We start from the raw sequence: 20147 nt of genomic DNA, 5'->3' as shown, positions 1-20147 counted from the left end.
AACGCTATAATGGCCCCATGAACAGTCCCACTCCCCCTACCATGCGGCGCTTCATGCATAGCCACAGCGACGTTTGCATCGTCGGCAATGGCGCCATCGCGAAAACCACGGCGCTGGCGTTTGCCCAGGCAGGACAAAGCGTCACCCTGTTATCCCCGGCGAGTCCGCCCGCATCCACATCCACTTCCGCCGCCAAGCCGGTCGAAGCCAGCTGGGATGTGCGCGTGTATGCGCTCAATCACACGGCGCATCAGCTGCTGTCGTCGCTGAAGGTATGGGGCGCTTTGGCGGCCGACAGGGTGGCGCCCGTCGACGCCATGCTGGTCAACGGCGACGGCGCGCAGGCGGGCGGACTCGGTTTCGACGCCTACGGCGCCCATGTGGGCACCCTGGCGTGGATCATCGAAGACCGCAACCTGGGCCAGGCGCTGGACGCCGCCCTGAAATTCGCGCCGAACGTCAGCGTGCTGCAGGGCCGCGCCAGCTGCCTGGAATGGACGAACGACTCGGCCATCGTGCACCTCGATGGCGGCGACACCATCACCTGCGCATTGGTGGTGGGCGCGGACGGCGCCCAATCGTGGGTGCGGGGCCAGTGCGACATCGGCCTCGATTACCGCTCGTATGGCCAGCGCGGCGTGGTCAGCAACTTCGCCTGCGAAAAGCCGCACCATGGCGCGGCCCACCAATGGTTTACGGGCAGCGAAGGCATCGTCGCGCTGCTGCCGCTGCCGGGCGACCGCGTCTCGCTGGTCTGGTCGGCGCCCGATGCGCTGGCCGACACCTTGATGGCCGAATCGGCCGACGCCCTGGCCGCGCGCCTGGCCGCATACTGCCACGACAAACTGGGTAAACTCACGCCGTTGCAGCCGGAACTGGTGCGCGCGTTTCCCCTGACCCTGATGCGCCCGCACGCCATGGTGGCGCCGCGCGTGGCCCTGGTGGGTGACGCGGCCCACGTGGTGCACCCGATGGCCGGCCACGGCATGAACCTGGGCTTTGCCGACGTGGCGCAGCTGGTCAAGACGATCGCCGAGCGCGAAGCGCACCGGGGCATTGGCGATGAACGCGTGCTGGCCCGCTATGCCCGCGCGCGCAAGGAAGACGTGCTGCTGATGCAGTTGGCCACCGATGGCCTGGCGCGTTTGTTCGGCACCGATCTGGAGCCGTTGCGCGTGGTTCGCAATTTGGGATTAAACTTGCTGGATAAATTGCCGGCCCTGAAGCGAAAAATGATTTCTCACGCGTTGGGACATCAGTAAATATCAGCGAATCTTAAGATATCGCCGGATAATGGCAGTAGTGAAAATTCAAGGTCGCCGCAGCTGGTCTGCGGCGATCGTTTTGTCAAAGAGATAATGACGTCGGGCCAGGGGCCAGGTGCCAGTTCAGCCAGGCGTTTCAAGTGGAGAAGTGATAGTGATAAAAATGAGCAGAATCGCATTGGTGCTGGCCTCGGGCCTGATGATGTCGTGCGCCGGCGCGGAAACGCCGACGGAAGCGAACATCAAAAAGCTGATTGAACCGCGCCTGGGCGAAGGCGCCAAGGTCGATTCGGTCAAGGAAACCCCATACGGAGGTCTGTACGAAGTGCGCACGGGCGGCGATATCCTGTACACGGACAAGGCCGCGCAATACCTGTTCGTCGGCCACGTCTTCGATGCCAAGACGTCGCAAGACCTGACCAAGGTGCGCCTGGACGAAGTCAACCGCATCAAGTTCTCCGACCTGCCGCTCGATTCCGCCATGAAGACCGTCAAGGGCAATGGCAAGCGCGTGATCGCCGTATTCGAAGATCCGAACTGCGGCTATTGCAAGCGCTTCCGCCAGAACGCGCTGAAGGAAATCGACAACGTCACCGTCTACACCTTCATGTACAACATCCTGTCGCCCGATTCCATCGTCAAGTCGCGCAATGTCTGGTGCGCACCGGACCGCAACAAGGCCTGGGATGACTGGATGTTGAACGGCAAGGCGCCAGCCACGGTCGCCGCCACTTGCGCCAATCCGCATGAAAAAATCCTGGCCCTGGGCCAGCAATTGCGCGTCTCGGGCACCCCTGCCATCTTCTTTGCCGACGGCAGCCGCATTCCGGGCGCAGTCGATGCGAAAACGCTGGAACAGAAATTCTCGACCCTTAAGTAATCCGGGCTGTCGCCAGGAAGGCTGGACGGCGCGCCCTCGCAAGGCGCGCTTTTTTTTGCACTTTTTTCCGCTGTCGTATCATCAAGTGTTGTTTGTAGACGCCATAACAATCCAAAAAAGGGGAAGCAGCAGATGATTACCTTGAATATCAACGGACGCGACACGCAGGTCGACGCCGATCCTTCCACGCCCATCCTGTGGGCGTTGCGCGATAACCTGAACATGACGGGCACCAAATTCGGTTGCGGCGCGGCCCTGTGTGGCGCCTGCACGGTGCACCTCGACGGCCAGCCTATCCGCTCCTGCATCACGCCGATTTCCTCGGTCGGCGCGCAAAAAATCACCACCATCGAAGCGATGGAAAACGACCAGGTGGGCAAGGCGGTGCAGGCGGCGTGGGTGCGCCACGACGTGCCGCAATGCGGCTACTGTCAAAGCGGCCAGGTGATGAGCGCCACGGCGCTGCTGCGCACCAACAAGGCGCCCAGCGATGCAGACATCGACGGCGCCATGAGCGGCAATATCTGTCGCTGCGGCACCTATCAACGGATCCGCGCAGCCATCAAGGACGCGGCCAAGACCCTGGCCTGAGGAGAGCGACATGCGTATCGAATGGTTGAATCAGGAAGCATTGCAGCATGGCGGAGTGACCCTGGGCGCGGCGCTGGCATCGGCGCCGGTGGCGCTTGCAGATGGCGTGTCGCGGCGCGGTTTCATGAAGGCCGGCGCGGTGGCGGGCGGCGGCTTGATGCTGGGCTTTTTCCTGCCGGGTGCAGGCAAGCTGGCCATGGCGGCCGATGCCGCGCCCGCCAAGCCCGCGTATGCGCCGAACGCCTTTTTGCACATCGCTCCCGATAACACGGTGACGGTGCAGGTGAATCGGCTGGAATTCGGCCAGGGCGTGCAAACGAGCTTGCCCATGCTGATCGCCGAGGAACTCGACGCCGACTGGCGTCTGGTGCACGGCGCGCTGGCGCCCGCCGGGGAACAATACAAGGATGCCGCCTACGGCATGCAGATGACGGGCGGCTCTGGCAGCATCGCCCATTCCTTTACGCAGTACCGCGAAATCGGCGCCAAGGCGCGCGCCATGCTGGTGGGCGCCGCTGCCGCGCAGTGGAAAGTCAATCCCGACCAGGTACGGGCCGCCAAGGGCGTGCTGTATGGCCCCGGTGGACAAAAGGCGACGTATGGCGAACTTGCCGACGCGGCCATGCATCAACCCGTGCCCACCACCGTCAAGCTGAAAGACCCGCGCGAATTTGTCATCATCGGCAAACCCGTGAAACGCCTCGACGCGGCCGCCAAGTCCACGGGAAAACAGCAGTTTGGCATCGACTTCAAGCCGCCTGGCGCGAAAGTGGCCATGGTGGCGCGGCCGCCCGTGTTTGGTGCCAAGGTGGCGAAATTCGACGCCAGCAAGGCCAAGGCCATCAAGGGCGTGCTCGACGTGCTGGAAGTGAAGACCGACCGTGGTGGCAGCGGCGTGGCCGTCATCGCCGACGGCTACTGGCCCGCCAAGCAGGGACGCGACGCGCTGGTGATCGAATGGGACACGAGCGCCGTGGAAAAGGTCAGTAGCGTCAAGCAGCTGGCGGCCTTCAAGGCGCTGGCGAAAACGCCGGGTACGGTGGCGCGCGCCTTCGATGTCGCCGCATTGTCCAAGGCGCCGAAAAAGATCGAAGCCGTCTACGAATTCCCCTACCTGGCGCACGCGCCGATGGAACCGCTCAACTGCGTCGTCGACCTGCAAGCCGACAAATGCACGATGTGGGTGGGCTCGCAATTCCAGACGGGCGACCAGGCGGCCATCGCGGTTACCTCCGGCCTGAAACCCGAGCAGGTGACCCTGCACACGATGATGGCCGGCGGCGGCTTCGGTCGGCGCGCCGTGCCGTCCTCCGACTACGTGGTTGAAGCCGTCAACGTTGCCAAGGCTTATCGGGCGGCGGGCAAGAGCGGTCCATTGAAGCTGATGTGGAGCCGCGAGGATGACATCAAGGGCGGCTACTACCGGCCGTCGCATGTGCACCGCGCGCAGATCGGCCTCGACGCCAAAGGGAAAATTCTCGCCTGGGACCATACCATCGTGGGACAGTCCATCTTGGCCGGCACGCCGTTCGAAGCGTTCATGGTGAAAAATGGCGTCGACGGCACCATGGTCGAAGGCATGGGCGAGCCGTACACCCTGCCGATGAAACTGTCCGTGCATACGGCCAAGGCGAACGTGCCCGTGCTGTGGTGGCGCTCCGTCGGCTCGACGCATACGGCCTTCGTCATGGAAACCCTGATCGACGAAGCGGCGCACGTGGCGAAGATGGACCCCGTCGCCTACCGTAAGCAGCTGATCGACGCCAAGCACACGCGCCACATCGCCGCTCTGGACCTGGCCGTCGCCAAGTCCGGTTACGGCAAGAAGAAGCTGCCGAAGGGACAGGCCTGGGGTGTGGCCATGCATGAATCGTTCAATTCCGTGGTCGCCTACGTGGTGACGGCGTCCGTGGTCGAGGGCGCGCCCAAGCTGCACCAGGTGTGGGCGGGCGTGCATTGCAACCTGGCCGTCAACCCCTTGACGATCGAGGCGCAAGTGCAGGGCGCCGCGCTGATGGCGCTGGGCATGACCATTCCCGGCGCGGCCATCACGCTCAAGGATGGCGTGGTGGAGCAGCAGAACTTCGGCGACTATCCGGTGCCGCGCATGCCCGACATGCCGGTGATCGAGGTGCACCTGGTGCCGTCGGGCGACGCGCCGACGGGCATGGGCGAGCCGGGCGTGCCGCCGCTGGCGCCCGCCTTCGCCAATGCGCTGTTCGCCCTGACGGGCAAGCGCCTGCGCAAGCTGCCGTTTGATCTGGCGGCCGCATGACGGTAGCAGTTTTTTGAGTACGGTCGGCATCTTGCTGGCAGCCGGAAGGGGACGCAGGTTCGACCCTTCCGGCGTACAGAACAAATTATTGCAGCCTTTGATGGAGGGCCCGCATGCGGGCTTGCCCGTGGTGGTGGCGGCAGCACAAGCCATGCTGGCGGCCTTGCCGCGCGTGCTGGCCGTGGTGCGTGCCGACGACACGCCGGTGGCGCGCGTGCTCGGCGCGCTGGGCTGCGAGGTGCGCGTCTGCCATGACGCCGACACGGGCATGGCCGCCTCGCTCACCTGCGCCATCGATTACGTGCGCGGCGCGCCGGGTTGGCTGATCGCCCTGGGCGACATGCCTAGTGTGGAAGCGGCTACAATCGCCGCCTTGTCGCAAGCCATCGGCGATGGCGCGCACATCGCCGTGCCCGTGTTCCAGGGACGGCGCGGCAATCCTGTCGGATTCAGCGCCTTTCACTTGCCGCTGCTGCTGGCGCTCGATGGCGACCAGGGTGCGCGCAGCATCGTCAACAGCCATGCCGTATGCGAAGTGACAGTGGACGACAGCGGCATCTTGCGCGATATTGATACACCTGACGATTTGTAAGGCGGGGCAGTGGCGCTCCCGGGAAGACAAGCCAGACACGAGGAAAACATGAAGAAAGCACCGACTAAAAAAATCATCGCCAAGGCGGGAGCCAAGGCAAGCGGCAAAGCCACAAGCAAAGCCGCGGCGAAAACCGCAGTGAAAACCACACCGGCCGCCGGCATCATCTACAGCATCGCCGCTCTTGATCTGGCGGGCCACATGTTCAAGGTGACGTTGATAGTCAAGTCGCCGGCCGCCATCGGCCAGGTCTTGTCCTTGCCGGCCTGGATTCCGGGCAGCTACATGATCCGCGAATTTTCGCGCAACATCGTCAGCATCCGCGCCGAGTCCGAGGGCAAGGCCGTGGCGCTGACCAAACTGGACAAGCATTCGTGGCAGGCCGCGCCTTGCCAGGGCGCCCTGACGGTCGAATACGACGTGTATGCCTGGGACTTGTCCGTGCGCGCCGCCCACCTGGACCAGAATCACGGCTTCTTCAACGGTACCAGCGTGTTCCTGCGCGTGCTGGGGCAGGAATCCGATGCGCATGAAGTGCACATCGTGCAGCCGAAGGATGCGGCCTGCAAGACCTGGCGCGTCGCTACGACCCTGCCGGAACTCAAAGCGAAACGCTATGGCTTCGGCAGCTACCAGGCGGCCAACTACGATGAGCTGATCGACCACCCTGTGGAAATGGGCGACTTCGCGCTGGCCACCTTCACTGCTTGCGGCGTGCCGCACGATATCGTCGTCACGGGCAAGGTGCCGAACCTGGATCTGGACCGTCTGTGCCGCGACCTGAAAGCCATCTGCGAAACGCAGATCGCCTTCTTCGAACCGAAGAGCAAAAAAGCGCCGATGGACCGCTATGTGTTCATGACCATGGCCGTCGGCGACGGTTATGGCGGCCTGGAGCACCGCGCCTCGACGGCGCTGATCTGCGCGCGCGCGGACTTGCCGACGACGGCTTCGAACAGCACCGAGATCGGCGACGGCTACCTGAAATTCCTGGGTCTGTGCAGCCACGAGTATTTCCACACCTGGAACGTCAAGCGCATCAAGCCGGCCGCCTTCGCGCCGTACAACCTGCAGGCGGAAAGCTACTCGCCGCTGCTGTGGCTCTTTGAAGGCTTCACCAGCTATTACGATGACCTGATGCTGGTGCGCGCCGGCCTGATCGACGAGGCGGCCTACTTCAAACTGCTGGGCAAGACCGTCAACAGCGTCTTGCGCGGCAGCGGCCGCAGCAAGCAAAGCGTGGCCGATTCCAGCTTCGATGCCTGGGGCAAGTACTATCGCCAGGATGAAAACGCGCCGAACGCCATCGTCAGCTACTACACCAAGGGTTCGCTGATCGCGCTGGCCTTCGACCTGACGATCCGCACCAAGACGAATGGCGAAAAATCGCTGGACGACGTGATGCAGGCATTGTGGCAGCGCTATGGCCGCGATTTCTACCAGGGCAAAGCGCGCGGCGTGACGCCGGCCGAAGTCGAAGCCCTGTTCGATGAAGTCTCCGGCACGCGCATGAAGCCCTTCTTCGAGCGCTACATCCGCGGCACGGACGATGTGCCGTTGGCGCGCCTGCTGGCGCCGTTCGGCGTGAAATACAGCGACGCGCGCAAGGCCGAAAAAGCCAGCCTGGACGTCAACCTGGGCCGCGACGGCAACGACGCCAGGCTCGCGCAGGTGCACCAGGGCGGTGCTGCCCACGTGGCTGGCCTGTCGGCGGGTGACGTTTTGGTGGCCGTCGATGGCTTGCGCGTGACGGGCAACCCGGCCAACCTGGACACCCTGCTGGGCCGTTACGCCGTCGGCGCCAAGGTGGCGATCCACGCCTTCCGCCGCGATGAGCTGATGACGTTTACGGCCGCATTGCAGGGTGACCGCGTGCCTGGCGTCAGCCTGGCGTTGTTGCCGGCGCCAAAGAAAGCCACGGGGCCGAAGCGACCTAGCGCGGCATGATGCTGTTTGTCGTGCAGTAAGACAGAAAACCGGCCTTTACTGGCCGGTTTTTCTTTTTGGATACATTTTTTCAAATGTAACTCACCCGCCGACGCTGCAGGGTTGCCATCATATTTACTGCAAATGAACTAATTTTTCTTTAACTAAACTAAAATTGCCGAACTGTCTCTTTTAGATCGCGCCCAACGTGCAATCCCTCGATCCTCGAACGATTATGCTGATGACGACCCTGATGTGCGGGGCGATGAGCGTCGTCATGTTCTCGGTGTATCGCAGTTTCCGGCGCGAGGTGCATGGCCTGGGGCATTGGGCGGCCGGTTTGCTGTTGCTGGTGTGCGCGTCGCTGCTGTTCGGCACCCGCGAAGTGCTGCCGCCGGCATTGTCCATGATCGCGGCCAATGCGGCGCTGGTGGCCGGCATCGGCCTGTCGATGCTGGGCACGGAGAAATTCTTTGGTCTGGCGCCCAGCCGCCGCGCCTACCTGCTGATCCTTGCCCTGTCTATTGCCGGCAATAGCTGGTGGCTGCTGGTGCACCCCGATTTCTCGGTGCGGGTGGCGGTCTTCTCCCTGCTGGTCTTCCTGTTTTACGCGCGCCAGGCGCAACTGGTATGGCGCCATGGCGAGCGCCATTTCTCCAGTTTTTTCTTTGGTGCGCTGATGCTGTTGCAAGCTGTCGTGGTGCTGGCGCGCGGCGTGTCTGCCTTGCTGCATGGCGGCGCCAGCGTGAACCTGACGGTGGCCGGTACGCCGGCCGGCATCTATCTGGCGGTCGCCAATTTCATGGCGCTGCTGCTGACGGTGGGCTTCATGACGGTGGCGACGCGCCGCCTGCAGCAGATACTGGAGCGCCGCTCGACCCACGATCCGCTGACACAGGTGCTGAACCGGCGCGGCTTTGGCGACGCCTATGCACGAGAAATTGGCAATCTGCGGCGCCGCCGCTTGCCGCTGACACTGCTCAGTATCGACCTCGATTACTTCAAATTGATCAATGACCGCTACGGTCACGCGGTGGGTGACCGGGTGCTGGCGCATGTGGCCAGCGTCATCGGTGGCGCCTTGCGCGAATCGGATTGCGTGGCGCGTTTCGGCGGCGAGGAGTTCGTCGTGCTGATGCCGGACATGCCGGCGCATAATGCGCTGGGCGTTGCCGAACGCATCCGCGCCTTGCTGCGCGAGCCCAATCATGCGGGGCTGCCATCATGTACGGTCAGCATAGGCGTCGCTTGCCAGGCATCGGTGGTGGAAGGACTGGAACAGTTGCTGTCGCGCGCCGATGCTGCCCTGTACCTGGCCAAGGAGCGGGGACGCGACCGCATCGAACTCGATGCTTGCGCGTTTACTGAGGACCGGACAAGGATCGCAGCTGGAATCGGTACTGGTCGTTGAACAGGAAGGTTTCGGAGAAATCGAAGGTGCGTGCGTGGCTGCGCATCAGGTGTCCCGCCGGCGGAAAGAACGCTGGCACGCGCCGCACGGCAGCCAGCGCCGCGGCCGATGCTTCGCTGTCGCGCGAACGGTGGACATGCACGCTTTTCAGTTCGCCGTCGGGACCCACGCTCAGGTCGAGCACGACGATGGCCGGCAGCATGGGCGGCAGGCGCCCGCTGAACGTGTATTCCCCGTTGGCCGCCATGATCTGCTGCGCCACCAGCGACTTGTAGGCGTCGATGCTGGCGGCGAGCTGTATCGCGGCCGGCGTGCCAGGGGGCGTGCGCTCCACAGGCAAGGGCATGCGCCCCGCTGGCGGGGATGCATTCTGGCAAGCCGACAGCAGGACAGTGGTGGCAAGGATGGTGATCGCGTGTCTCATGTCTGCCAGACTACCACGGTTTAACTGAACAGGCGTTCCAGCTCCACGCCGGGGTCTGGCGCGCGCATGAACGCTTCGCCCACGAGGAAACTGTGGATGTGCGCATCGCGCATGCGTTGCACGTCGGCCGTGCTGTGGATGCCCGATTCCGTGATGATCAATTTGTCTTGCGGGATGCGCGGTAACAGGTTGATGGTCGTGTCGAGCGACGTTTCGAAGGTGCGCAGGTTGCGGTTGTTGATGCCGATCAGCGCGCTCTTGAGCTTGAGCGCCGCCGTCAGTTCTTCGCCGTCGTGGCTTTCGATCAGCACGCCCATGCCCAGTTCGTGGGCACACGCTTCCATCTCGGCCATCAGGCCATGGTCGAGCGCCGCGACGATCAGGAGGATGCAGTCGGCGCCCATGGCGCGCGCTTCATAGATCTGGTACATGTCGACCATGAAATCCTTGCGCAGCACGGGGATGGCGCAGGCGGCACGCGCCTGCTGCAGATATGCCACGGATCCCTGGAAGAACTGTTCGTCCGTCAGCACGGACAGGCAAGCCGCGCCATGCGCGGCATAGCTGGCGGCGATATCAAACGGACGGAAGTCTGCGCGGATCACGCCTTTCGACGGCGACGCCTTTTTTACTTCGGCGATGATGCCGGGCTTGCCGGCGGCGATGTGCTGGCGCAGGCTCGCTTCAAAACCGCGCAGGCCGGCGCGCAGGGCGCTGTCGCTTTCCACGTCGCCGCGCAGGCTGGCCAGGCTGCGGTGGGCCTTGGCCTTGGCCACTTCATCGGCTTTCACGGCCAGGATTTTATCGAGTATGTCGGACATGATGGTCACTATTCTATAAAGGAGGACGGAAGCTTAGGCTTGCGCCGGGGTGCCCAGCTGCTGCGTCACCTGCACGAATTGAGCGAGTTTCGCCAGCGCGGCGCCGGAAGTGACGGCGGTGCGCGCACGCGCCAGGCCGTCTTCGATCGAGCTGGCCACGCCGGCCGCGTACAGCGCCGTGCCCGCGTTCAGGGCGACGATGTCGGCGGCAGCACCGGGTTCGCCGCGCAGCGCTTCCATCATCTTGGCCTTCGACTCGATAGAATCGGCCACCTTCAGATTGCGGCTGGCGATCATCGACATGCCGAAGTCTTCGGGATGGATTTCATATTCACGGATCTCGCCGTTGACCAGTTCGCCCACCATGGTGGCCGCGCCCAGCGACACTTCATCCATATTGTCGTGGCCATATACGACGATGGCATGCTGCGCGCCCAGGCGCTGCAGCACGCGCACCTGGATGCCGACCAGGTCGGCGTGGAATACGCCCATCAGAATATTCGGCGCGCCGGCCGGATTGGTCAGCGGGCCGAGGATGTTGAAAATCGTGCGCACGCCCAACTCCTTGCGCACGGGCGCCGCATGCTTCATGGCCGCGTGGTGGTTGGGCGCGTACATGAAGCCGATGCCCGTTTGCGCGATCGACTGGGCGATCTGCTCGGGCTGCAGGTTGATGTTGACGCCCAGGGAATCGAGCACGTCGGCGCTGCCGGACGAGGAGGAGACGCTGCGCCCGCCATGCTTGGCCACGCGCGCGCCGGCTGCCGCCGCCACGAACATCGAAGCGGTGGAAATATTGAAAGTGTGCGCGCCGTCGCCACCCGTGCCGACGATGTCGAGCAGGTTGGTGGTGTCGGCCATGGGCACCTTGGTGGAAAACTCGCGCATCACTTGCGCGGCGGCGGCGATTTCGCCGATGGTTTCCTTTTTCACGCGCAAGCCCATAGTGAGGGCCGCGATCATGGTGGGCGACATTTCGCCGGACATGATCTGGCGGAACAGGTACAGCATTTCGTCGTGAAAGATCTCGCGGTGTTCGATGCAGCGCAGCAGGGCTTCTTGTGGGGTGATCGGCATGATGCTTCCTTCTTCAATGATGGCGCAGGAGGACACTGATGGCACGCCGGGGCGTGCGCATGGGATCAGCGCTCGAGAAAATTCTTCAGCAGGGCGTGGCCGTGCTCCGAGAGGATCGATTCGGGGTGGAACTGCACTCCCTCGATATCGTATTCCCGGTGGCGCACGCCCATGATTTCGCCGTCGTCCGTCCACGCTGTCACTTCCAGGCAGGAAGGCAGCGAGGCGCGTTCGATCGCCAAAGAGTGGTAGCGGATCACTGTGAAGGGGCTGGGCAAGCCTTTGAAAACGCCCACGCCCGTATGCGCGATGAGGGATGTCTTGCCATGCATGACTTGCTTGGCGCGGATGACTTTACCGCCAAACGCCTCGCCGATGGCCTGGTGGCCCAGGCACACGCCCAGTATCGGCTTCTTGCCGGCGAAGTGCTTGAGCACTTCCACCGAAATGCCCGCCTGCTTTGGTGCTTTCGGGCCGGGCGAAATGCAGATGCGGTCCGGGTTCAGCGCCTCGATCTGTTCGATCGTGATTTCATCGTTGCGGTACACCCGCACGTCTTCGCCCAGCTCACCGAAATACTGCACGATGTTGTAGGTGAAGGAGTCGTAGTTGTCGATCATTAGCAGCATCTTAAAACTCCCCATCCAGGCCATCTTGCACTTGTTCGGCGGCGCGCAGTACGGCGCGCGCCTTGTTTTCGGTTTCCTGCCATTCCATTTCGAGGACCGAGTCGGCCACGATGCCGGCCGCAGCCTGCACGTACAGCATGCCGTCCTTGATCACGCCCGTGCGAATCGCGATCGCCACATCCATTTCGCCGCCAAACGACAGGTAGCCGCAGGCGCCGCCATAGATGCCGCGCTTGGTGATTTCCAGTTCGTCGATCACTTCCATGGCGCGCACTTTCGGTGCGCCCGTCAGGGTGCCGGCGGGGAAGGTCGCGCGCAGCACGTCCAGGTTCGACAAGCCTTCCTTCAGGGTGCCTTCCACGTTCGAGACGATGTGCTGCACGTGCGAGTATTTTTCGATGACCATGCGGTCGGTGACGTGCACGCTGCCTGTTTCGGCGATGCGGCCGATGTCATTGCGCGCCAGGTCGATCAGCATCACGTGCTCGGCGATCTCTTTCGGGTCAGCCAGCAGCTCGGCCGACAGCTCGGCATCGCGTTCTGGCGTGGCGCCGCGCGGACGGGTGCCGGCGATGGGGCGCAGGGTGACTTTCTTGCCGCCGTCGGCCGTGTTCTCGTTGCGCACCAAAATCTCGGGCGAGGCGCCGATGATCTGCATGTCGCCAAAATTATAGAAGTACATATACGGCGACGGGTTCAGCGAACGCAGGGCGCGGTACAGGGTCAGCGGCGAATCGACATATGGCTTGCGGATACGCTGGCCGATCTGCACCTGCATCAGGTCACCGGCCATCACATATTCATGCGCCTTGGCGACCGCCTTCAGATAGTCTTCCTTGGCAAAGTCGCGGATGGTTTCCGTGCGCACGGAAGCGCTGGTGACGGGCGCATCGACGCCGCGGCGCAGCATCATGCGCAAGTCTTTCAGGCGCTGGCGCGCTTTCGAGAACGACTCGGGCTGCGCCGTGTCGGCGTAGACGATCAGGTACAGCTTGCCCGACAGGTTGTCGATGACGGCCAGTTCCTCCGTCACCATCAGCTGGATGTCGGGCAGGTTCAAATCGTCTTTCGGCGCGCCGCCGGCCAGTTTTTTCTCGATGTGGCGCACGGTGTCGTAGCCGAAGTAACCGGCCAAGCCACCGCAGAAACGCGGCATGCCGGGGCGCAGGGCTACCTTGAAGCGCGACTGGTACTGTTCGATGAAGTCGAGCGGATTGCCTTCGTGCTCTTCGATCACGACGCCGTTCCTGACGATTTCCGTGTGGCTGCCATAGCTGCGCAACACGGTGGTGGCGGGCAAGCCGATGAAGGAATAGCGGCCGAAGCGTTCGCCGCCGACGACGGATTCGAGCAAAAAGGTGTTCTTGCCGCCTTGCTGGGTCTGCGCCAGTTTCAGGTACAGCGTGAGCGGGGTTTCCAGGTCGGCGAAGGCTTCCGCGATCAGGGGGACGCGGTTGTAGCCTTGCTGGGCCAGCGATTTGAATTCGAGTTCGGTCATGTGTCTCTCCATGCCGCCAGGGTACGCGTGTGCGTCGTGCTTACAAAGCACAGACCCTGCGGTGGGTTATCAAAAAACCTGCCAGTGCATACAGCACGCACATGCGCGCCTGCAGCTGACAGCAATCTTACACGGCTCGGCCCTTAGGCCTGCCAGGATTGCCAGCGTCGCCAAAGCCAGGCCTCAATCGAGCCGGTTTGGGTGACATTGTGTTTTTTGATGAGAAACGTGTTCACGATATGGTGTTAGGTATGGTCAGTATGCTGGTCTGTTGTGCATGCTAATAAAATGGGCCGCTTCGAGCAGCGTATTTACTATACCATCGGAATCGGTGTCGTGTATAGAGTGTCCGTGGTTGTAACCATACGGTACTGTCAAGACGGGGCAGCCCGCAGCCCGGGCCGCTTGCGCGTCATTCGAGGAGTCGCCGATGGCCACCACTTTGGCGGGCGGCAAGTCGAAGTCCGCGCACACTTGCAGCAGCGGCAGCGGGTGCGGTTTCTTCTTCGGTAGCGAATCGCCGCCGTAGACGATCTCGAAATACCCATCGAGCTTTTTCTGCTGCAGCAGGGGCAGGGCGAAGCCGATCGGCTTGTTGGTGACGCAGGCCAGGCGCAAGCCCGCCGCTTTCATTGCCGCCAGTCCCGCTTCCACGTCCGGGTACAGGGTGCTGAACTGGCCATTGATGGCCAGGTAGTGGCGCTGGTAACCGTCCATCGCCTGCTCGAAATGCTGCTCCACGCCAGCCGCATCGAAGTCGAGCGCCAGCACGGTGCGGATCAGGTTTTCCGAGCCCTTGCCCACCATCAGCTTGATGGCCTCGGCGCTGATGGGCGCCAGATCCAGTTCGGCGCGCATGCCGTTGATGGCGACATGAAAATCGGGCACGGTGTCGAGCATCGTGCCATCAAGGTCGATGATGGCGGCGCGCACGCCAGCCAGTACGTGGTCTTTCACCGTGCCCGGCTGCATCAGGCGCCCACTGTTTTGGCCAATTCGGCGCGCATGGCGTCGATGACTGCCTTGTAGTCCGGCTTGCCGAAGATGGCCGAGCCGGCGACGAAGGTGTCGGCGCCGGCGGCAGCGGCGGCGGCGATGTTGTCGATCTTGATGCCGCCATCGACTTCCAGCATGATGTCACGGCCCGATTCGTCGATCATGCGGCGCGCTTCGGCGATTTTCTTCAGCGCTTGCGGAATGAAGGACTGGCCGCCGAAGCCCGGGTTGACGGACATGATCAGGATGATGTCGATCTTGTCCATCACGTGTTCCAGGTAGTGCAGCGGCGTGCCCGGATTGAACACCAGGCCCGATTTGCAGCCATTATCGCGGATCAGCTGCAAGGAACGGTCCACGTGATCCGACGCTTCCGGGTGAAAGGTGATGATGTTCGCGCCAGCCTTGGCGAAATCCGGGATAATGCGATCGACAGGCTTGACCATCAGATGCACATCGATGGGTACTTGGACGTGCGGGCGAATCGCTTCGCACACCAGCGGGCCGATGGTCAGGTTCGGCACATAATGGTTATCCATCACGTCGAAGTGGATGATGTCGGCGCCGGCGGTAACGACGTTGCGCACTTCCTCGCCCAGGCGGGCAAAGTCGGCGGACAGGATGCTGGGAGCGATACGGAATGTTGTCATGGTGAAGTAGCCAAAGGATAGAAAATGCGATTTGCGCTATTTTACGCCTGACGCCGTTACCATGCCTCATTGAAGTACAGTGAAACACAGAATACGCGTCGCGCGATGGCCAATGCGCCGCGCGCGACACACAATACGACTGGCAATGTCTGAATAGGAATGACGATGGCGACTTATGAATTTACGGTAACGGTCAAGACGCAATATCTGCCCGAGCAATCGGCACCGGACCAGGGGCGGCACGTGTTCAGCTACACGATCCGCGTCGTCAACACGGGCACGGCTGGCGCGCAACTGATTTCGCGCCACTGGGTCATCACGGATGCGAACAACAAGGTGGAAGAGGTGCGCGGCCTGGGCGCCGTCGGCCACCAGCCGTTGCTGCAGCCGGGCGAACAGTTCGAATACACGAGCGGGACGATGCTGGGCACGCCGCAAGGCTCGATGCACGGCGAATACTTTTGCGTGGCCGAAGATGGCCATCAGTTCGAAGCGCCGATTCCCGAGTTCGTGCTGTCGGTGCCGCGTACCCTGCATTAACGTGACGCCGGAGGCTTGCGCCCCTTTACTTCAGTTTTTCGGTGCTGTCCTGTTCTTCACTGAGCTGCTTGCGCGCCGGTGGCGCGGGTTTTTTACCCGAATACATGGTCCACCAGACTATAAATGCCAGCAGGAAGAACGCCACCAGCGCCTCTATCATCAAGATCCACATACGCACCCCTATGTTATTTACCCGCAACTTAGTATTTACCCGCCATCTCTTTACACGCGGTAGTCTACCCGTTTCAATCGGTGCCGTCGCGCTTGCGCTTTCCGCCTGTACCACGCCGCCGGCAGAGCCGGTCACCGCGACTGGCAAGGCGCCGGCCATCGCTCCGACCGTCGTCGAGCCAGTGCCGGCCAAGCCGGCCGACGCCAAGGATGCCACGGATGCGGCTGCCCCCACCTTCGTGCCCGCCAAGTTTGCCGCCTTGCCAGGCTGGGCCCGCGACGACATGCGCGCCGCCTGGCCAGCGTTCATGGCTTCGTGCGGCGTGCTGGTGAAACGTCCGGACTGGAAAGAATCGTGCACGATTGCGCGCCAGGTGAATGCCGACAGCGACAAGGCCATCCGCCTGTTCTTCGAGACGTTCTTTGTGCCCAATCAAGTCATCACCGCCGATGGCGCCAGTACCGGTTTGGTGACCGGTTATTACGAACCTTTGCTGCATGGCGCGCGCAAGCGCGGCGGTCCATATCAGACACCGCTGTACAAGGTGCCGGACGACCTGGTCTCGGTTGACCTGGCCGGCGTGTATCCGGAATTGAAGAACATGCGCTTGCGCGGCAAGCTGGTCGGCAAGAAGGTGATACCGTACGCGACCCGCGCCGACATCGAGCGCGCCACGTCCGTTACGGGCAAGGAATTACTGTGGGTGGACGACGAAGTCGAGGCGTTCTTCCTGCAAGTGCAGGGTTCCGGGCGCGTGCAGCTGACCGATACGCAGGAAACCGTGCGCGTGGCGTACGCGGATCAAAACGGCCATCCCTATAAATCGATCGGCCGCTACCTGGTCGACAAGGGCGAGCTGACCCTGAGTCAGGCGTCCGCGCAGGGCATCAAGGCGTGGATCGCCGGCCATCCCACGCGCAAGGATGAATTGTTCAACGCCAATCCCAGCTATGTCTTCTTCAAGGAGGAGCGTCTGCCTGATCCGAAAGTGGGGCCGAAGGGTGCGCTGGGCGTGCCGCTGACGCCGCAGCGCTCGGTGGCCATCGATTCGCGCTTCCTGCCGCTCGGTGCGCCCGTGTATCTGGCAACCACGCAAGCCAATAGCGAAATTCCCATGCAGCGCCTGGTGATGGCGCAGGATACGGGCGGCGCCATTCGCGGGCCCATTCGTGTCGATTACTTCTTTGGCTTTGGCGCGGAAGCGGCCGAGAATGCGGGCCGCATGAAGCAGAGCGGCGCCGTGTGGGTGTTGCTGCCGAAGCAGGCGCCGGCGCGCTGAATTTCTCGGGGCGCCGGGCGGGGATTGCGCTAACGCAAGGTTAGCGCAAGACCATGACGGGTAAATGGGTATGCGCCAGCACTTTTTGCGTTTCGCTGCCCACGAACAGCTTGTTCAAGCCTTTGCGGCCATGCGAGGCCATCAGGATGATGTCGCAATGGTAGGTTTGCGCCGCATTGACGATTTCGTCGTGCGGGCTCGGTGACACGGCCACCACGCCTTCGAAGGGCACGCCGACGGCGCGCGCAGCTGCGCCGATCTTGTCGATGGCGCGTTGCGAGGCTTCCTGCATCTGCTGTTCATACAGGCTGGCGTCGAGCACGATGCCGCCGTCGGCCATCGGCGAGAACGGGAAGGGCTGCACCACGCTGATGGCGACCAGCTTGGCTTTGTTCAATTGGGCGAAGGCGAGGGCGGTCTCGGCGGCTTTGTCGGACAACGGCGAGCCGTCGGTGGGAAATAAGATGGTGTTAAACATAGCGTGCTCCTCAAGTGATGTAAGACAGCTTATGGATTTACATCAACTAAAACCTTGATGTAAATCAAACCTCGCGAGCTTTGGTATGAATAGTGTCGCCAAGGCAATCTTTCAGCAGTGTATGCCCGTTCATCGCTTCAGGTGCGCACGCTACGAAGTGGCGTGCCCCATACCATGGCGACGGTCAACAGGATGCTGCCTGCCGCGATGCAGGCCAGGCCATTGCGCACGCCGAAGTGCTCCGCTACCCAGCCGGCTGCCAGGGCGCCCAGCGGCGCCGTCGCCACCGTCAGGAAGCGCATGGTCGACGTCATGCGGCCCAGCATGGGATCGGGCGTGACCTTCTGGCGCAGGCCCAGGTAGGGAATAAAAAACAGCATCACGCCGCAGTCGAAAAAGAACATCAGCACGGCATAAGCCACAGCGCTGGCCGCCGCGCTGCCAAATAGCGCGGCGGGAATCGTTGGTGTCAGGGCAAAACAGAGCGACGTCGATGCCAGGCCGATCAGGATGGTGCGGCCGGCGCCATAGCGGTGCGTCAGCGGTTTGACGATGAAGGCGCTGAGCAAGACGCCGGCGCCGCCCAGCATCTGCGTCATGCCCAGCACCCCAGGGCTCATGCCCAGGTCGCGCGTGGCGAACAGCACCGTCAAGGCCATGCTGGCGTAGAACAGGAAGTGCCAGATGCCGGCGCCCCAGGCCAGCGCGCGCAGCAGCGGTTCGCGCCAGACAAACAGCAAGCCGTCGGCGATGTCGCGCAAGGCGTGTTTGTCGGATGGTGCGGGACGCGGATCGCGTACGCTCATGGCACGCAAATTGAAGACGGAAATCAGATAACCGCAAGCCGTGCACAGGATGGCGACGGGAGCTGACAAGACTTGCACCAGGACGCCAGCCAGGCCGGGGCCGATCAGGCGCGAAGCCGATTCGGTGGCGGCAAATTTCGACTGCGCATCGATCAAGCCATCGCGGCCCACCAGGAAAGTCAGAAAGACCTGTTCGGCACCGCCGCCCACGACGAAGCCCGTGCCGATGATGAATCCCACTATATATAACCAGGGCATCGATAGCACGCCACACCAGTAGGCGACGGCCACGCTGGCCAGGGCCAGGCCCGACATGCTTTCGCTGAACAGCATGATCGGGTGCTTGCTGCGCCGGTCCAGCAGCACGCCGACGGGCAAGCCGAAGAGCGCAAACGGCAGCGCCTGCAAGGCGACCAGCAAACCCATCTGCTCTGGCGTGGCATGCAGCAAGAGTACCGCGCACAGGGGCAGGGCCAGCGAGGTGATCTGGGCGCCGAAGCAATTGAGTCCATTGCTGAACCATAGGCGGCGGAAATTGACGCTGGCGGCGCTGCCGTCGCCGCGCAGGTAGTGGGTGCAGTACTGAAAGAAGGAGGAGAAAATACGCTGCTCGATAAAGGTGATCGGGTTCACAATAATAGCAGCGCACCTGTCGCGCCGCTGCCGTTAGCCGCTACAATCGTCGATACCGTGTTCATCCAGAGGAGACTATATGCAATACGAAGACTTGATCATCGATATCCAGGACAAAGTGGCGATCATCCGCCTGAATCGCCCGAAGGCCTTGAACGCCTTGAACGACAACATGATGAATGAACTGGGCGACGCCCTGCTGAAGTTCGATGCGGATGACAATATCGGCTGTATCGTGCTCACGGGCAGCGAAAAAGCGTTTGCCGCCGGCGCCGATATCGCCGCCATGGCCGATTACACTTATCCCGATACCTTTACCCAGGGTTATATCAGCCGCAACTGGGAGCATATCTTGCGCGTACGCAAACCGGTGGTGGGCGCGGTGGCTGGCTACGCGCTCGGTGGCGGCTGCGAACTGGCCATGATGTGCGATTTCCTGATCGCCGCCGACAGCGCCAAATTTGGCCAGCCGGAAATCAAGGTTGGCGTCACGCCAGGCGCGGGCGGTACGCAGCGTTTGCCGCGCGCCATTGGCAAGGCCAAGGCCATGGATCTGCTGCTGACGGCGCGCACCATCGACGCTGCCGAGGCGGAACGCATCGGCTTGGTGTCGCGCGTGGTGCCGGCCGATAAATTGCTGGAAGAAACCTTGGCCGCCGCCAAGACCATCGCCGCCATGCCGATCTCGGTTGCCATGATGATCAAGGATTGCGTCAACCGCGCCTTCGAAACCACCTTGACCGATGGTGTCGCTTACGAGCGCCGTTTGTTCCAGGCCGCCTTTGGCACGCCTGCACAAAAAGAAGGCATGCACGCTTTCCTGGAAAAGCGCTTGCCAAACTTCGACGGTCTTTGATATGATTCGCCTCCCCGATGAGACGCAGTAGTTTTAGCGAAACAGAGGGAGCCGGATGCAGTAGCAAACGGCAAAAAAAGAAGGTTGACGAAATAGCCGAAACGCTTCATACTCTTCCTTCTTCGCAGCTGACAAACACAACGCTTTGTCGATAGCGCGAGAGTAGCAAATAAGCAGTACCGAATACCGTTCTTTAACAATTAACAGTCGATAAGTGTGGGCATTTGATGCAAGTGCAGCGTCAATCTTCGGATTGGCGTCTAACTTAAAATATCAAATGTTCACAAGAAATAATGAAATAGGATACTTCTTCGGAAGTAGCCTGTCAGTTTTTTGAGTGAGCGACCC

At 62.2% G+C, this 20147-nt stretch carries 20 protein-coding genes; 10 read left to right on the top strand and 10 right to left on the bottom strand.

The window, feature by feature from the left end:
• Positions 1-17: 17 nt before the first annotated feature.
• The 7 genes from ACQ4WY_RS13245 to ACQ4WY_RS13215 all read left to right on the top strand — a co-directional run bounded on the left by ACQ4WY_RS13245 (position 18) and on the right by ACQ4WY_RS13215 (position 8940).
• The gene (locus tag ACQ4WY_RS13245; protein WP_436504481.1) at positions 18-1262 is read left to right on the top strand and encodes an FAD-dependent monooxygenase; all 1245 of its coding nucleotides are present in this window, start codon (positions 18-20) and stop codon (positions 1260-1262) included.
• 166 nt (positions 1263-1428) lie between these two features.
• Positions 1429-2145, top strand: a complete 717-nt coding sequence (locus ACQ4WY_RS13240) for a DsbC family protein (RefSeq protein ID WP_353658983.1) — start codon at positions 1429-1431, stop codon at positions 2143-2145.
• A 132-nt stretch (positions 2146-2277) separates the two neighbouring features.
• A complete protein-coding gene (locus tag ACQ4WY_RS13235) occupies positions 2278-2736 on the top strand; it encodes a (2Fe-2S)-binding protein (protein ID WP_034753534.1) in 459 nt (152 codons plus the stop codon).
• Between the two features lie 10 nt (positions 2737-2746).
• Positions 2747-5011 carry a xanthine dehydrogenase family protein molybdopterin-binding subunit gene (locus tag ACQ4WY_RS13230; protein ID WP_436504480.1) on the top strand — a complete coding sequence of 755 codons (2265 nt, stop codon included), beginning with the start codon at positions 2747-2749 and terminating at the stop codon, positions 5009-5011.
• A 13-nt stretch (positions 5012-5024) separates the two neighbouring features.
• A complete protein-coding gene (locus tag ACQ4WY_RS13225; protein WP_436504479.1) occupies positions 5025-5603 on the top strand; it encodes a nucleotidyltransferase family protein in 579 nt (192 codons plus the stop codon).
• A gap of 48 nt (positions 5604-5651) precedes the next feature.
• A complete protein-coding gene (locus tag ACQ4WY_RS13220; RefSeq protein WP_436504478.1) occupies positions 5652-7550 on the top strand; it encodes a M61 family metallopeptidase in 1899 nt (632 codons plus the stop codon).
• 220 nt (positions 7551-7770) lie between these two features.
• Positions 7771-8940: a GGDEF domain-containing protein gene (locus ACQ4WY_RS13215; protein ID WP_436504477.1), complete on the top strand. Its 1170-nt coding sequence runs from the start codon at positions 7771-7773 to the stop codon at positions 8938-8940.
• Here the strand turns inward: ACQ4WY_RS13215 and ACQ4WY_RS13210 are convergent.
• The 7 genes from ACQ4WY_RS13210 to rpe form a co-directional block, all read right to left on the bottom strand.
• Positions 8891-9364, bottom strand: a complete 474-nt coding sequence (locus ACQ4WY_RS13210) for an energy transducer TonB (RefSeq protein WP_436504476.1) — start codon at positions 9362-9364, stop codon at positions 8891-8893. The genes ACQ4WY_RS13215 and ACQ4WY_RS13210 overlap by 50 nt on opposite strands.
• A gap of 20 nt (positions 9365-9384) precedes the next feature.
• Positions 9385-10185, bottom strand: coding sequence for an indole-3-glycerol phosphate synthase TrpC (gene trpC, locus ACQ4WY_RS13205; protein WP_426073163.1), 801 nt, complete (start codon positions 10183-10185; stop codon positions 9385-9387).
• Between the two features lie 33 nt (positions 10186-10218).
• The gene (trpD, locus tag ACQ4WY_RS13200; RefSeq protein ID WP_436504474.1) at positions 10219-11262 is read right to left on the bottom strand and encodes an anthranilate phosphoribosyltransferase; all 1044 of its coding nucleotides are present in this window, start codon (positions 11260-11262) and stop codon (positions 10219-10221) included.
• 65 nt (positions 11263-11327) lie between these two features.
• Complete coding sequence (locus ACQ4WY_RS13195; RefSeq protein ID WP_436504473.1) at positions 11328-11891, bottom strand: aminodeoxychorismate/anthranilate synthase component II; 564 nt, start codon at positions 11889-11891, stop codon at positions 11328-11330.
• 1 nt (position 11892) lies between these two features.
• Complete coding sequence (trpE, locus tag ACQ4WY_RS13190; RefSeq protein WP_436504471.1) at positions 11893-13389, bottom strand: anthranilate synthase component I; 1497 nt, start codon at positions 13387-13389, stop codon at positions 11893-11895.
• A 255-nt stretch (positions 13390-13644) separates the two neighbouring features.
• A complete protein-coding gene (locus tag ACQ4WY_RS13185; protein ID WP_436504470.1) occupies positions 13645-14361 on the bottom strand; it encodes a phosphoglycolate phosphatase in 717 nt (238 codons plus the stop codon).
• Complete coding sequence (rpe, locus tag ACQ4WY_RS13180) at positions 14361-15035, bottom strand: ribulose-phosphate 3-epimerase (protein WP_436504469.1); 675 nt, start codon at positions 15033-15035, stop codon at positions 14361-14363. Before rpe ends, ACQ4WY_RS13185 begins: the two co-directional genes overlap by 1 nt.
• 165 nt (positions 15036-15200) lie before the next feature.
• Here rpe and apaG point away from each other — a divergent pair, with 165 nt between their 5' ends.
• Positions 15201-15575, top strand: coding sequence for a Co2+/Mg2+ efflux facilitator ApaG/CorD (apaG, locus tag ACQ4WY_RS13175; RefSeq protein ID WP_034753698.1), 375 nt, complete (start codon positions 15201-15203; stop codon positions 15573-15575).
• A gap of 25 nt (positions 15576-15600) precedes the next feature.
• On the opposite strand, the gene ACQ4WY_RS13170 is transcribed toward apaG, so the two are convergent.
• Entirely contained in the window at positions 15601-15747 is a 147-nt protein-coding gene (locus ACQ4WY_RS13170) for a hypothetical protein (protein ID WP_170909598.1), read from the bottom strand.
• Positions 15748-15757: 10 nt separating this feature from the next.
• On the opposite strand from ACQ4WY_RS13170, the gene mltA reads away from it, so the two are divergent.
• Positions 15758-17026: a murein transglycosylase A gene (gene mltA / locus ACQ4WY_RS13165; protein WP_436504467.1), complete on the top strand. Its 1269-nt coding sequence runs from the start codon at positions 15758-15760 to the stop codon at positions 17024-17026.
• A 40-nt stretch (positions 17027-17066) separates the two neighbouring features.
• Here the strand turns inward: mltA and ACQ4WY_RS13160 are convergent, their stop codons facing one another.
• Together ACQ4WY_RS13160 and ACQ4WY_RS13155 are read right to left on the bottom strand one after the other, a co-directional pair.
• Positions 17067-17504: a universal stress protein gene (locus ACQ4WY_RS13160; protein ID WP_436504466.1), complete on the bottom strand. Its 438-nt coding sequence runs from the start codon at positions 17502-17504 to the stop codon at positions 17067-17069.
• Positions 17505-17641: 137 nt separating this feature from the next.
• The gene (locus tag ACQ4WY_RS13155) at positions 17642-18943 is read right to left on the bottom strand and encodes an MFS transporter (protein WP_436504465.1); all 1302 of its coding nucleotides are present in this window, start codon (positions 18941-18943) and stop codon (positions 17642-17644) included.
• 79 nt (positions 18944-19022) lie between these two features.
• Between ACQ4WY_RS13155 and ACQ4WY_RS13150 the strand changes: the two genes are divergently transcribed.
• Positions 19023-19799: an enoyl-CoA hydratase gene (locus ACQ4WY_RS13150; RefSeq protein ID WP_436504464.1), complete on the top strand. Its 777-nt coding sequence runs from the start codon at positions 19023-19025 to the stop codon at positions 19797-19799.
• Positions 19800-20147 lie beyond the last annotated feature (348 nt).

Origin of the sequence: Janthinobacterium salmonicoloratum, from assembly GCF_051380845.1 — a bacterium.
Taxonomy (GTDB): Bacteria; Pseudomonadota; Gammaproteobacteria; order Burkholderiales; family Burkholderiaceae_D; genus Janthinobacterium; species Janthinobacterium lividum_F.
The sequence above is the reverse complement of the archived record's forward strand: the minus strand, read 5'-3'. Positions and strand labels throughout refer to the sequence as shown.

Bases quoted from the DNA above. Each gene is read 5' to 3' on its own strand.
- trpC (WP_426073163.1), bottom strand. From the start codon at position 10,185: ATGTCCGACATACTCGATAAAATCCTGGCCGTGAAAGCCGATGAAGTG.
- rpe (WP_436504469.1), bottom strand. From the start codon at position 15,035: ATGACAACATTCCGTATCGCTCCCAGCATCCTGTCCGCCGACTTTGCC.
- ACQ4WY_RS13170 (WP_170909598.1), bottom strand. From the start codon at position 15,747: ATGTGGATCTTGATGATAGAGGCGCTGGTGGCGTTCTTCCTGCTGGCA.
- ACQ4WY_RS13230 (WP_436504480.1), top strand. From the start codon at position 2,747: ATGCGTATCGAATGGTTGAATCAGGAAGCATTGCAGCATGGCGGAGTG.
- trpD (WP_436504474.1), bottom strand. From the start codon at position 11,262: ATGCCGATCACCCCACAAGAAGCCCTGCTGCGCTGCATCGAACACCGC.
- trpE (WP_436504471.1), bottom strand. From the start codon at position 13,389: ATGACCGAACTCGAATTCAAATCGCTGGCCCAGCAAGGCTACAACCGC.
- ACQ4WY_RS13240 (WP_353658983.1), top strand. From the start codon at position 1,429: ATGAGCAGAATCGCATTGGTGCTGGCCTCGGGCCTGATGATGTCGTGC.
- apaG (WP_034753698.1), top strand. From the start codon at position 15,201: ATGGCGACTTATGAATTTACGGTAACGGTCAAGACGCAATATCTGCCC.
- ACQ4WY_RS13160 (WP_436504466.1), bottom strand. From the start codon at position 17,504: ATGTTTAACACCATCTTATTTCCCACCGACGGCTCGCCGTTGTCCGAC.
- ACQ4WY_RS13220 (WP_436504478.1), top strand. From the start codon at position 5,652: ATGAAGAAAGCACCGACTAAAAAAATCATCGCCAAGGCGGGAGCCAAG.
- ACQ4WY_RS13245 (WP_436504481.1), top strand. From the start codon at position 18: ATGAACAGTCCCACTCCCCCTACCATGCGGCGCTTCATGCATAGCCAC.
- ACQ4WY_RS13210 (WP_436504476.1), bottom strand. From the start codon at position 9,364: ATGAGACACGCGATCACCATCCTTGCCACCACTGTCCTGCTGTCGGCT.
- mltA (WP_436504467.1), top strand. From the start codon at position 15,758: ATGTTATTTACCCGCAACTTAGTATTTACCCGCCATCTCTTTACACGC.
- ACQ4WY_RS13195 (WP_436504473.1), bottom strand. From the start codon at position 11,891: ATGCTGCTAATGATCGACAACTACGACTCCTTCACCTACAACATCGTG.
- ACQ4WY_RS13215 (WP_436504477.1), top strand. From the start codon at position 7,771: ATGACGACCCTGATGTGCGGGGCGATGAGCGTCGTCATGTTCTCGGTG.
- ACQ4WY_RS13185 (WP_436504470.1), bottom strand. From the start codon at position 14,361: ATGCAGCCGGGCACGGTGAAAGACCACGTACTGGCTGGCGTGCGCGCC.
- ACQ4WY_RS13235 (WP_034753534.1), top strand. From the start codon at position 2,278: ATGATTACCTTGAATATCAACGGACGCGACACGCAGGTCGACGCCGAT.
- ACQ4WY_RS13150 (WP_436504464.1), top strand. From the start codon at position 19,023: ATGCAATACGAAGACTTGATCATCGATATCCAGGACAAAGTGGCGATC.